Genomic DNA, 13603 nt, shown 5'->3' with positions numbered 1-13603 from the left:
AGGCAAATAATAGTTAGAAGTAATATTACGACCTTGTCAGCCATATCACATATTTATAAATGAAATGAAAAACTTCTATCAAATTACTTTTCTGGTTGCCTGTCTTTAATAAGGTGGTCCCGAATATAGCTATAGTTTTCTTTGAAAGCAATAATGCCTAATGAATAGCTTTAATTGCAACCTAAAGTGACCTTCATCAGAATCATTTTTAACATACGGTACGGCGCTACGGTTTCCCGTAACCAATCCTACTTTCAAACCAATACCTTAGCCTTACAGTTTGTAATAATCTTGAAAGTTAATATCTGTAAACATATTAATTCAGCATAAATAATGTATATTAGGCTTGGGTATTAACCTTGCCCGATTGAAAAGTATAATGCCAAGATAGTAACCACGACCAATTCCAATATTCCAATAGCTGCCAATGTAGTCATCGGCACCACTGTCTTTAGCGATATAGGAGCGAGCTATGTTGATTTCTTTGGCGGTCGCTCTACCAGCTATGAGAAGAAGATGCAGGAAATGTACAAGCGTGTTACCGAAACGCTCAAGCAGCGTGCGCAGGCAATTCGTGCTGATGCTATTATTGGGCTTAGTGTAGATATCGACGAAATTTCAGGAAAAGGGAGCCAGATGTTTATGATTACTGTCGTGGGGACACCAGTACATCTTAAAGAGGTTGCTCGTGTTCCAATGGAGAAGCAGGATGATCTATTGGATGGCGAATTGATTCAGCAAAAGGTCCGAGCAGATATTATCCTAGAAAATTATAAGTCGGTAGAATCTATCAATAAAGATACAGCTGAATTCATCGCTACATCAGGCCTTAGGGAATTTGTGCCACTTGTGTTCAAAGCAATGAATGAGGATTATGGTATAGAACAAACTCCAAAAGATAAACTGGAAATGCTATTCCGTTATTTTGATTACTTACCGAATGAGCAAGCCGTTGCTATTCTTTATAACGCTTCGTTAGAAGGCAATTTGACAAATACGGATAAAAAGGTGTTGATATTCAGAGTTTAACATATCATTAATAGTTTTTCAGATATAACATTCCAGTTAGCATTTCTCTCATTTTATTTTCGTACATTTATAAACCTCCCTACGTGTAGCACCTTGTCAAAGATACAAGAAGATCGTATGCAAGGACTTCACTTAAAAAATCCAACATGATTTCAAAGACAAAAAAAGGAGTTGCGTTCCTTTCCACTTTTCCTCCACGCGCCTGCGGTATTGCAACCTATACAACAGATCTGATAAATGCTATCGCGAGTAAATTTGAAGAGTCGTACCGGCTAATTCCCATACCGATTGTAGATAATAATACATCGCAAGATGATGGCCCATTGGGGAAGCTAGATATTTTAAATCCGCTTTCATTCGATAATATCCTTCAAAATATCCTGTGTGATCTGGATATTAAATTAATTTGTGTCGAACATGAGTTTGGTCTCTTCCTTGGTCAGGAGGCTAAATTCATATCATTTCTTTCGGATCTCAATGTAGCACAACTTGCTACTGTTGTCACTTTCCATACAGTGTTACCAGCACCTGATCGCACTATGCTCGAACATGTATCTGCCATTGCTTATCATTGCTCGCAAATCATCGTGATGACCCAGGGATCTGCCGATATCCTTATTCATAATTACAAAATTCCTACCAGTAAAATAACTGTAATTGCGCACGGCACCCATTTAGCCCCGGCTAAGGATAAACATGCCATTCTTGAGTATTTTAACCTAGTGGGCAAGAAAGTCCTCAGTACATTTGGTTTGCTGGGGCCAAGCAAGAGTATAGAAACCACACTTTATGCACTTCCATCTATTATCGAACAAAACCCAAATGTGATATTCCTTGTTTTAGGAATGACACACCCCAACCTGCTGCGAATTGGAGGAGAGTCGTATAGAAACGAGCTTGAGGCAATAGTTGATGAATTCGGTATTTCAGCTCATGTGCGTTTTATTAATGAATTTCTTTCCACGGAAGACTTATTAGCCTATCTATCTATAACCGATGTGTACCTTTTTACGTCAAAAGATCCGCTACAGGCCGTTAGCGGTACGTTTTCTTATGCGCTTAGCTCCGGATGCCCCATCATCTCTACGCCAATCCCTCATGTGAAAGAGGTTTTAAAGGAAGATATGGGCACCATAATAGATTTTCAAGCTTCTGATCAGCTCGCAGCTGCTGTCAATCATATTTTGGATGATGAACTTCAATTAAGGAAGATTCATCATGTTAACCTTGAGAAGATGGTCAAGACTTCCTGGCAAAACGTTGCTATAGCTCATGTATATCTTTTTGAGCTTCTTATAGATAAAAAAGGGAAAATGATCTACTCCATTCCACCGATCAATCTGGACCATATTTTTCGGATGTCCGATGAGCGTGGATTTGTTCAATTTGCTGATATTTCCACGCCGGACCTTTCAAGCGGTTATGCTTTGGATGACAATGCAAGAGCGCTCATAGCCATGTTACATCACTATAGATTGTACGAAACCTACGAAGACCTTGGTCTGATACAGAAATATCTGGATTTTATAGGTCATTGTATGCAAGAGGACGGCACGTTTCTGAATTATGTAGATATCTACGGTAATTTCACGATACAAAACCAGCAGGAGAATCTTGAAGATGCCAACGGTCGAGCAGTCTGGGCTCTAGGCGAAGTGGTGGGCATGGCCAATCTTTTGCCGGAAAGAATAGTTAAGCTTGCAATAGAACTTATGGCGCGAGCCTCCAAACATGCTTTAGTGTATTTTTCGACAAGATCGATGGCCTTCACGATTAAGGGACTGAGTTTTATGAAGGGCAAAAATTATAAAGCTATAATCCAAGTACTTGCCGATCGATTGGCAGCCATGTTTGAACATGAGAGCACCGCAGATTGGCAATGGTATGAATCATATATGACCTATGGCAATAGTGTAATTCCCGAAGCCATGTTGATTGCCTATGAGGCCACCGGAGATAGCAGATATAGCGACATCGCTTATCAATCTTTTGATTTCTTGTTGAGCAAGATTATTGTTGACAATGAGGTTCACGTGATTTCCAACAAAGGATGGTCACAACGGGGCCAGCCGGCAACCAAAACTAGGGGCGGGGAGCAGCCCATTGACGTTGCCTATACCATTATTGCGCTAGATAGGTTTTATAAGTTCACAAGAGATGAGCAGTATAAGAGAAATATACGAATCGTATTTGAATGGTTTTTGGGACGGAATCATATTCGGCAGATTGTTTATAATCCTGTTACCGGTGGATGTTTTGACGGTCTGGAAGAGCACACGATCAACATCAATCAAGGCGCAGAATCCACTATAAGTTATTTAATGGCCCGGCTTAAGATGGAGGATTATAAGAATGAACCTGTTCGTTAGTGTCTTTAAAAAACGTGATGCCTGTTTGTCAATTATTATGCGTATATTTATTACTGCGATCTACTATTCATCTTAACCCATTCAGTAGATCCAATATGATAAATACACTTGTTTTATCTTTAAATTCTCCACGATATATACCTTTCGGAAATTTTCAGTTCAACAATTAGCAGCTTGCGTACTTCGAAGAGCAAATACGATTCAGCTTAATATTATTCCTTCCGATCAATCATAGCTATTGAAAGTAAAAGGACCATCACTTTATAAAATCCATACATCATGAGTAAAGACATTAAAAAGGAAAAAAGCACCAAAGAGAAAGCACAATCTTCTTATCAAAAGGAAAAAGATGGCTCCTCTAAAGAGGTAACGGAAAATGTTTTCCGTAAAAAAAAGAAATAGGCAATCGAGAAGGTAGCTTATTTTTTGCACTTGCACAAGGCAGATTATTTTGAAGCGGGTATACAGTCTGGATTATTAGACCAGGCTTTTGCTCGCTTTTTTAATTTGCAAAGCTGAATTTGATTAACGTCCCTCTATACTAAACAATTATATTAAAGTTTATTGACATGATCAAATTTAAAGATGCTACACCCATTGTTTTGACAACAAAATGAGTTTCACCACAAAGCGATGTTTTTATACGTCTTCGTCTGAATATACACGTGAAGTATAGGTAATGACGTTTGAAGTAGAACCAAATCTGTTCGATGGACGTTCAATTTTAAAAAGCTTTAGGGCGATAAACTTACTGAACATGGCAACAACAACTAAGAGTACCACAAGTGAAAACTCTGAAAATGGCTCGATGAAAAAGCAATCGACAGACGACACATCTGATTTAACTTCCCTAGCAGAGAACCATCTCAATGCAAAAGCTTATTAATGGCCAATCAACAATCAAGGAAGGTGGATCTTATGCCTAAGATCCATTTTTTAATAAGTGATGAGTGATGAAAAAATATTTCTTAAAAACGTAAGATGAAAAAGACAATAGTAGTGTGCGATGATGATAAAGAAATACTAAATGTATTTTCCTTGGTGTTAGAGAATCAGGATACGATTGTTATATCTGTAGCAAACAGTTTAGTCCTGACGGAAGTGTTGGATACTATAGATGCAGATATACTCTTTTTGGATATTCATATGCATGCACGGAATGGTGACATGATACTGCGTGATCTCAAGAGTTCAGCTAAATATGATAAGCTGCCCGTGATTATGATGTCAGGTCATATCGACGGAAGAAGAATCTCTTTGGAATGTGGGGCCGAAGGTTTTTTAGCAAAACCTTTTGAACTTACCGATCTGGAAAACTACATACGAAGATTTGTTTATGAAAGTGAATCGTAATGCCCAATCGTCACAATAGAGCTTGCCGGCAGTCCATTAGCATTGGACGTTTTACATTAAGGGCTCCATTGCAGATCATTTCATTAAAAAATCTTGAAGATTACAGGCCATTTGAATTTCAGATCGTGGATTTGATATTGAAAAGTTTATGTTGGTCGATCTTATTTACTAAAACTCGAAGAAGAGCTGTCAAAACCAGTTCGGAAGCAAGATATAAATCTCGATCTCAGGGAGTGTGGCAATTGGCATTCGGTGTACTCGCCGATGACATCAAGGAAGCGTGCATTGACGCCCTTATACTTCGCTTTGATACGGATGTGCCTGAGTTGTTTTATCATCATGGAAAACGCCAAGTAGTGGAAGTTCGGGCCAAGAAATACAGCCTTTGGCATATTTATCTCAATAATGCTTATGTAGGAAGTATTCAGTATGACACCTTCACTAAGCAGTTCAATTACCACCTTGAAGACAATGGCTTATTGACCGATGATCACGTGCAAAAGTATATAGTCCTGATCCAACGTGGGGAATTAAAGTGGATAAAGGACGATATTCGATGAAAAAGGATATAAAAGGAATAAAAAAACCTTGAGTCTGGGAGGGGCGAATCCTGTTTGGTTTTAAAAAAAATTATTTCTAGCTGTTGAGCATAGAGTACTAGCTGTCAAAAAGTGTTCTGTTACCGGATTTCTAACTATAGATGATTTAAGCACCAAAAAATATTTTACGTTGACAGATCAGGTGTGGGTTATAATAGATAAGCTTTTTGATAAAAGACGGTTGTCATTGTCGAAGAGTGGGTTGATCTGGAATTTTCGTAAGACAGATAATAATATATGATGAAGTGAAATAGCCTCTTGGAATTGAATTATAATTAGAATGGAATTTTTGAACAACATTTTATAAGAAATGAACAACAATTATCTCAACTAATCTCACGATCTTTACATTAGATGAATGCCCAAAGCCGGTTAACATCTAGCCCAAGCGGACATCTAGCCAAAATTGCCTCCCTTAACGATTATAAGGGGGGCTTTTTGTTTATTTTATTGTCTTAGTAAAACCGTTGAATAAATCAGCTACGGTTTCCCGTAACCAATCCTACTTTCAAACCTATACCTTAGCCTTACAGTTTGTAATAATCTTGAAAGTTAATATCTGTAAACATATTAATTCAGCATAAATAATGTATATTAGGCTTGGGTATTAACCTTACCCGATTGAAAAGTATAATGCCATGATAGTAACCATGACCAATTCCATCGAAGGGAAGGAGATTTCACGCTATAATGATCCGATAGCTGATTTTATTAAAACTAAGGATATCGCAATCTAGTAATTTTGTCTAAATATTTATCTACCAATAGTATATGGCTAACACTTTTAAAATGATAAGAGTATTTTTATTTTTTATTGCATTTACATTTACAATAGGAAATGTATTGTCTCAGAAACTTTATGAATGGAAGCCACCAGCAGTGAATTTTGCTGTTCGTAATGATGTATCTACTAATGACACGGTATTTTTAATTATAAAAGATAGGAGGGTAAACCCTGAAAAACTCAAATCAGATACAGATTCAAAACAAATTTTATCAGCAATAATATCTGATGTAAAAAGAGCATTTCCGAATGTTTTGATTAATGATAAACTCACACCAAAAGAGGGTAAATTTAATATAATAATTAATCTATCATCTTACGGCGCTGGATTTGGAACGGAAATTTCAGCTGGAGTTGGAATGGTTGGAGGGAATATCAATTCTTTTATCTTTCCAAAAGGAAAATGGAATGCAATTACAGCACTTACATGTACAATAATAAAATCGAATAAAAAGGAAACAAGAGAGTTTTCAAATGTTTCATCAAAAGACAATTTGTGGGGCTATAAGAGCTCTCGGAAGGCATTGGAAGAAACATATTCATCTACAATTAACAATTTGCTCCTTTACATTGAAGACGCATTTATGTTTTAAATTTATGTTGATTGAAATTTGCGTTTCTTTTCAGTTCCAGTATGCTTTTGGATAATGGAAATATATATTTTTTAATAAACTTTCTTTACTCATTGCGAAGAAAGTAACAAAGCCTATGAATGCGATAACAGCTGGTATAAGCGTCTGGCGGAGAAAGAGAAAAAATAAAGCTATAAACTAACCCTAGATATTTTTTATGCATACAATTACAGAAAAGTTACTGGAATTGGAAAAAGATGAACATTTTCAAAAATTAAAAGCATTGTTGCAGCGGCCGAATATTTTCCAAATTTTAAAATTAGATAGATATGAGATACGACATTCTAATTTTATTGCCTGGCTGTTGAACCCAAATGAAAAGCATGGTCTTGGTACTCTATTTCTAGATAAAGTTTTAGGAGATCTTATCCCAAAAGAAGTGCTTTCTAAACGCGGTGCTTTCAAATGGATAAAGCGAGAGTCTATTAATAATATTGATCTATTTATTCAATTTGATGATTTGATCGTCGCTATCGAAAATAAGTTTGATAGTGGTGAGCATTCTGATCAATTAACAAATTACCGAGAGTATGTCGATCAACATTTTCTTCATATCTCAAACCGGTTTTTTGTTTTTCTTACGCCTGGTGGTAAATTAACAATATCAAATAATGAGTATAAGATCTATTCTTATGCTACCATAGCCAAACATTTGAATCATATTTTGACAGATAAAACAATTAACATTAATGTTCATAGTAGAATATATATAGAAGATTACTTAAAAGCAATTCAAGCTACCTTAATGAAAACAAACCCTGAGAACCTACTTGCTGCGCAATTGTACAATCAATACAAGGATGTATTCGATTTTGTAAAGGAAAATATCAATTCGGACGTCAATTATATCACCCATCAGTTTAACCTGCTTCTAGAACAAAATGTTCCCAATTACGTAAGAGGGTCTGAGTATTATAGTTTCAGTAGATTTACGACTTCTCCTATTACCAAGATCATGAAACCTATCAAAAATACTACTAGTCGTGCATGGAAAGGAAAAGAACCATTTTTATTCGAAATATCAATGGAAAAAGAAGAGAGAAGGATTGTATTTCTTGTAGGTGTTTCTGATTTTAATAAAGAATTGAATCAATTTATTCATCAATTATTTACAAAGAATGGCTTGATTTGCTTAGATCCTATGACACCATGGAAAGTGTATAATATCACTAGTATTTATTTTGATTTTAATAGTTATAAAGATGATGACTATATAAAACAAAGATTTGATGAGATATATCAGATCGCTAAGCGAACAGTTTTATTGGTCGAAAGACTCATCCTAAATAATCGAGAGGATATAGATCAGCTTTATAAGATTCAAAATATTTGATTGTAATTAAAGGTTGTTATGGGATATATGCCTGTCGTGTCAAAGGCTAGGATCTATTAAAGACAAATAATAATCTAAGAAAGCGTTATTATACCCCACTTATGAATTTAAAAGATATCCAAAAACAATTTAACCTTGATCAGGTATGGATCATGACCATACAAGCATCTTTCCAGAGAGCAAAAGTATATAAAGGCCATACAAATAAAGATCAACGAAAACGTGAATTGAGGAAACAGATTGAAGATTTGGCTCATCAATATGATAAAGTGGTTTCAGATGAGCAGCACATCCAAAATATTTTATCGCTGAGGTGTCAGGACGATATTGGACTGAACATTAATTTCGGTGTCGCTCAAAAACTCTTGAACCTTTATCTTAAATATTTATGGACATTGGGGTATTTGCGATATCCACCCCCTCACTTTCCCGTCGATCGAATGATTCAACAGGCATTAAAATATAAATTCTTATTTAAATGGACGGAACTGGATAATGTCGAAACCTATAAACGATTTATTGAATTTGCCAAAGTTAGGATGAGTAAAGAATCATTTGATTCTATAGCTGAGTTAGAATTGGCAATATACAATGGTTGGATTAATAGAAATCGGAAATAAAAATATGATTTAGCTATTGGACTGAACAAAATGCATAGGTTTCAATGTCGATTTAATTCAATTACATGAATTTTACATTTTATATAATCAATGAAACTTAAAAACTAGTTATGTCTAAGTCATCCGAAATAAACTGGAAAGACTATGAAGCCATTACTAAATACGTATATGAATCCCTCGGTGCGCAATATGGTATCAAGGTCTTAGGTTACGGTAATGCATGTAAGCTAAAAGGAAAATCCGGTGTAATGCATCAGATTGATGTCTTGACTGAGCAATTAAATGGTTCGAAAAGCATTCGCACTGCGATTGAATGTAAATACTGCAAAGAGAAAGCAAATAAGGATATTGTTATGAAATTATCTGAAACTATGCTTGACTTGGGTATAGAAAAAGGAATAATTGTATGCAAATCAGGATTTACTAAAGATACCGTAAAGTATGCTGAACACAAAGGTATAAAGCTAGTTAAGCTTTGGGAAGCCGGAGAAAGTGATACGGATTACAAAAAAGACATAGAGTTTGGAACCTTGGATATTCGTTTAAACATCACACGCTCTCGTGCTAATATAACCAGTATAACTTTTGGAGATAAAATTGTTCATTTTGATCCTTTGATAGGTGCGGCCTATTTATTTACACTTCGTGATGCTTCTGGAAGAGAAGTTAACTTAAAACCGTATATGCTAAAATTTGCTTCTGAGCTTACCAAAAGGAGAGAGGTTTTAAAGAATGTTACGCTTGATTATTCAACGGATAGAAAATTATTCCTGGATGTTGAAAATGGAGTACTAGCTGTCAAAAAGTTTTCTGTTACCGGATTTCTAACTATAGATGATCTAAGCACCAAAAAATATTTTACATTGACGGATCAGGTGTGGGTGATCATGGAAGAACTTTTTGATAAAAGACGGTTATCATTATCGAAGAGTGGGTTGATCTGGAGTGTTCGTGAGAACGACAATAATATTTGATGAAGTGAAATAGCCTCTTGGAATTGAATTATAATTTGAATGGAATTTTTGAACAACATTTTATAAGAAATGAACAACAATTATCTCATCTAATCTTACGATCTTTACAGTAGATGAATGCCCAAAGCCGGTTAACATCTAGCCCAAGCGGACATCTAGCCAAAATTGCCTCCCTTAACGGTTATAAGGGGGGCTTTTTTTATTTTATTGTCTTATTAACAGGGTCGAATAAATCAGCTACGGTTTCCCGTAACCAAACCTACTTTCAAACCATTACCTTAGCCTTACAGTTTGTAATAATCTTGAAAGTTAATATCTGTAAACATATTAATTCAGCATAAATAATGTATATTAGGCTTGGGTATTAACCTTGCCCGATTGAAAAGTATAATGCCATGATAGTAACCACGACCAATTCCATCGAAGGGAGGGAGATTTCACGCTATAATGATCCAATAGCTGCCAATGTTGTTATCGGCACCACTGTCTTTAGCGATATAGGGGCGAGCTATGTCGATTTCTTTGGAGGTCGCTCTACCAGCTATGAGAAGAAGATGCAGGAAATGTACAAGCGTGTTACCGAAACGCTCAAGCAACGTGCACAGGCAATTCGTGCGGATGCTATTATTGGGCTTAGTGTAGATATTGACGAAATCTCAGAAAAGGGGAACCAGATGTTTATGATTACGGCCGTGGGAACATCGGTACACCTTAAGGGCACGATTCGCGCATTTATAGAAAAACGGGATGGCGTACTTGATGGTGAACTGATCCAACAGATCGAGTATTAAAAATAGAGTTTATGAACAATTTATGTAATGAAATTTTCGGAAAGCCTCTCCTTGAATTAGTTATTGAGGATATCAGAGAGTATTTTGTGGAAGATCGGGAAGAAACTGATAATCTAGAATTTAAAAGCGGTCAAATAGCAAAAAAAGAATTTATGGATGTGCTGGAATCAAGTATCACTAAAGTAGCCTCATCGTTTCTCAATTCGACTGGAGGGGTAATAATTTGGGGCGCGCCGCAAATGAAAAAAAACAATGGCAAATTAATTTGTCAAGGCGATTTAACCCCTTGCTTTAAAGCTGACAAGGATCTGTTGATTAATAAGATTATTCAAAAGGTATCTTATATGCCTACAGGTATTTCAATTAAGCCAATCAATCTTTCTGAAACCGAATGTATCTATATAATTGAAGTAGCTGAAAGTGAAAACAAGCCTCATCAATGGAACAATTCGTATTATATAAGACTAGATGGGCAGTCGAAACCAGCTCCTCACTATTTGGTTGACGCGTTATTTAAATCAGTGAAATTTCCAAATGTAGTAGGAGGGATTCGCTTTAATAACATATCATATAATGGAAAGTACTACATTTTGAATTTTGATACATTGATATTCAATCTTTCTCCATTAATTTCTGAAAAAAATCTTAGGTACAATGTAATTAATAGTGGCGGACTATTTAGAGATGATTCTTCAAGATTTGATAGTAGTTTGTTTGAGCAACTACATTTTGGGAAACCGTTGAGGAGACAGTTTTCTTTAAAGCTAAATATTAATGACTTGGCCGCTATGGATAATAAATTTACAGTTGGATTGATTTGGGGTGGAGATCTGGCTCCATCGAAATCAAGCTCTTATAATATTGATCTTACAGAAATAGAAATTGGCACCTTTAATTTTGAAAGATATATAGGGAAAAATTATTACGAAAGTAGAAGTTTCTATGAGAGACAGATGGAAAAAGGTATAGATATGTTTACTCAGTTTCAGGAAATCTTAGGGCATTGAACAAACTTTGTACTGGTATGAGATATTTTACACATTTAAGTTGCATGAAGCCGTTTCGACCATGAGTAAACGTCAATCTTGGGTAAAGGAAAATATCTTTGTAGAATAAATCTAATCCCATTCTTAAAAAAAGTGTTTCAGTTGAAAATTGCGTATAAGAATTGAGAAGTCATTATTATGAAAAATATAGATCTTAATGAGATAAGAAGAAATTTGCAAAAACTTAAAGAAATGGATTTAGGAGCTATTTCCTATAATGAGATTATCAATATTATAAATAGAGAAATTCTTCTACCAGTGGTTGTAACCGAAGTAAGGGCGGGGAATTTTATAGAACGCGTCAGGATAAATAGGAAAAATGAAATTTTTACATCAAAAAATGAACTATCCTATAGGACTGATATTGAAAATATTAAGACGTTCGGTAGAGCCAACGCGCCAGGATCTTCTATTTTTTATGGTGCTGTTATTAGTAGCCCTATTCAACTTCCGAGAATAGTGGCGCTTGCCGAAACAGAAGAAGTTCTTCGAGGCAAAGAAAAAGGAATGGTGGATAAAGATATCTTAATAACTATTAGTAGATGGCAAATTATTAAAAATATGCACCTTTCAGAAATGGTATTCAAAAGAGATAGAATTGCTAATACTCCTGAAATTGAAAAAGCATATCAGTTTCATTTAAAACTTTTTCGTGAAAATATGCCAGAAGAGAATGTGCAAATACTTATTTCGATTTTAGAATTTTACTCTGAGGAATTTGCTAAGCCGAAAATAACAACAGATGCTGATTATAAAATTAGTGCTGCATACGCAGAAAGTATCTTTAAAACAGGTCGTGTACATGGAATTATTTATCCAAGTGTTAGAACTGATTATGAGGGAAGTAATGTTGCACTGCTGCCGCAGACAGTTGACGAACATTTGCAATTCGAAGAAGCTTTTATTACTCATGTAAGGATTAGAGGTAAAAAAGTCTTTCTAGACAATTTGGCCCGGACAGGTTTGGTTGATAGTAACACAAATAGTCTAGAATGGTATAAAATGGAGCCTGCACCTGAGGAAGTCAAGAATATCTTTTTCTCTCATCAAAATTTATCAGACCTATGATATTCTATGTTTTAAACTAATCTTGGGTTATGAATAAAGAATTTCAAGAATAATGAATATATGAACACTTGAGACTGTAACGTAAACTGTGTCAGAGGAATAATTCAATAAGATTATTTATATTCAATTATTCAAACGACACGGTCATGAAAGAAAAAGACCCATTCGACTTTGAACGCTTCAAGGGAGAAGCCATGCAAGGTCTTTACGAAGGTAAAAGTTTGTCTCCCAACGATGGCGTCCTAGCGCCGTTAATGAAGCATCTGTTGGAATCAATGATGGATGGAGAACTGGAAAACCATTTGAACGAAGAGAAAGCGTCGGGCAATAGTAACCGGCGAAATGGTAACACAAAAAAGACTGTCCGAGGCCTTAATACTGGGACATTTGAACTGGAAACAGGTCGTGATAGATCCGGCACGTTTGAGCCGAAAGTAGTACCTAAAAGACAATTAATCATTACTGAACAGCTTGAGGGACACGTATTGAGCATGTATGCCAAAGGAATGAGCACACGGGCGATAAGTGAGTTTATCCGCGAAATGTATGCAATGGAGATCTCTGCCACAGAAATATCACGTATTACCGAAAGTGTACTTCCAGCGGTAAATGAGTGGCGTAGCAGGCCTCTTGAAGCTGTTTATCCCTTTGTTTTCCTGGATTGCATGCACATTAAAGTTCGCCAGAATGGAACTGTTGAATCAAGAGCTATTTATAACATACTGGGAGTTGGCATGGATGGTAGAAAAGATCTGATCGGTCTTTATAGCTCAGAAAATGAGGGAGCTAAGTTCTGGCTTTCAGTTCTTACGGATCTAAAGCAACGTGGTGTTGAAGACATCCTTATAGCTTGTATTGATGGTCTAAAAGGGTTTCCCGAGGCCATAGAAGCTATTTTTCCAAAAACAAAGATCCAGTTGTGTATTGTTCACCAAATCAGAACAAGTATGCGCTATGTAACTGAGAAAGATAAAAAGCTTGTTATGGAGGATTTAAAGCCAGTCT

Annotated in this window: 14 protein-coding genes; all 14 read left to right on the top strand. The window is 35.9% G+C overall.

Annotated features, from left to right (window positions below):
* The first annotated feature begins 366 nt into the window (after nucleotides 1–366).
* Nucleotides 367–1029, top strand: a complete 663-nt coding sequence (locus ACHWSC_RS15650; protein ID WP_394677473.1) for a YbjQ family protein — start codon at nucleotides 367–369, stop codon at nucleotides 1027–1029.
* A 146-nt stretch (nucleotides 1030–1175) separates the two neighbouring features.
* Complete coding sequence (locus ACHWSC_RS15645; RefSeq protein ID WP_394677347.1) at nucleotides 1176–3398, top strand: glycosyltransferase; 2223 nt, start codon at nucleotides 1176–1178, stop codon at nucleotides 3396–3398.
* Between the two features lie 279 nt (nucleotides 3399–3677).
* On the top strand, nucleotides 3678–3800 hold the full coding sequence (locus tag ACHWSC_RS15640) for a hypothetical protein (protein ID WP_262707334.1): 123 nt from the start codon (nucleotides 3678–3680) through the stop codon (nucleotides 3798–3800).
* A 355-nt stretch (nucleotides 3801–4155) separates the two neighbouring features.
* Nucleotides 4156–4284: a hypothetical protein gene (locus tag ACHWSC_RS15635; RefSeq protein ID WP_262707333.1), complete on the top strand. Its 129-nt coding sequence runs from the start codon at nucleotides 4156–4158 to the stop codon at nucleotides 4282–4284.
* A gap of 95 nt (nucleotides 4285–4379) precedes the next feature.
* The gene (locus ACHWSC_RS15630) at nucleotides 4380–4751 is read left to right on the top strand and encodes a response regulator (RefSeq protein ID WP_120333768.1); all 372 of its coding nucleotides are present in this window, start codon (nucleotides 4380–4382) and stop codon (nucleotides 4749–4751) included.
* Nucleotides 4751–5311 carry a hypothetical protein gene (locus tag ACHWSC_RS15625; protein WP_394677346.1) on the top strand — a complete coding sequence of 187 codons (561 nt, stop codon included), beginning with the start codon at nucleotides 4751–4753 and terminating at the stop codon, nucleotides 5309–5311. Before ACHWSC_RS15630 ends, ACHWSC_RS15625 begins: the two co-directional genes overlap by 1 nt.
* Nucleotides 5312–6139: 828 nt before the next feature.
* Entirely contained in the window at nucleotides 6140–6727 is a 588-nt protein-coding gene (locus tag ACHWSC_RS15620) for a hypothetical protein (protein WP_394677345.1), read from the top strand.
* Nucleotides 6728–6923: 196 nt separating this feature from the next.
* Entirely contained in the window at nucleotides 6924–8099 is a 1176-nt protein-coding gene (locus tag ACHWSC_RS15615) for a PD-(D/E)XK nuclease family protein (protein ID WP_394677344.1), read from the top strand.
* A 101-nt stretch (nucleotides 8100–8200) separates the two neighbouring features.
* Entirely contained in the window at nucleotides 8201–8719 is a 519-nt protein-coding gene (locus tag ACHWSC_RS15610) for a hypothetical protein (RefSeq protein ID WP_394677343.1), read from the top strand.
* A gap of 110 nt (nucleotides 8720–8829) precedes the next feature.
* Nucleotides 8830–9693: a restriction endonuclease gene (locus ACHWSC_RS15605; protein ID WP_394677342.1), complete on the top strand. Its 864-nt coding sequence runs from the start codon at nucleotides 8830–8832 to the stop codon at nucleotides 9691–9693.
* 395 nt (nucleotides 9694–10088) lie between these two features.
* Nucleotides 10089–10484, top strand: coding sequence for a YbjQ family protein (locus tag ACHWSC_RS15600; protein ID WP_394677341.1), 396 nt, complete (start codon nucleotides 10089–10091; stop codon nucleotides 10482–10484).
* 11 nt (nucleotides 10485–10495) lie between these two features.
* Nucleotides 10496–11491, top strand: coding sequence for a helix-turn-helix domain-containing protein (locus tag ACHWSC_RS15595; RefSeq protein WP_394677340.1), 996 nt, complete (start codon nucleotides 10496–10498; stop codon nucleotides 11489–11491).
* Nucleotides 11492–11668: 177 nt separating this feature from the next.
* A complete protein-coding gene (locus ACHWSC_RS15590) occupies nucleotides 11669–12598 on the top strand; it encodes an RES domain-containing protein (protein ID WP_394677339.1) in 930 nt (309 codons plus the stop codon).
* A gap of 194 nt (nucleotides 12599–12792) precedes the next feature.
* On the top strand, nucleotides 12793–13603 hold an 811-nt coding region (locus ACHWSC_RS15585; protein ID WP_394677338.1), incomplete at its 3' end, for an IS256 family transposase.

Origin of the sequence: uncultured Sphingobacterium sp. (assembly GCF_964277905.1) — a bacterium.
Taxonomy (GTDB): domain Bacteria; phylum Bacteroidota; class Bacteroidia; order Sphingobacteriales; family Sphingobacteriaceae; genus Sphingobacterium; species Sphingobacterium siyangense.
This window is presented reverse-complemented; position numbering and strand designations above follow the sequence as displayed.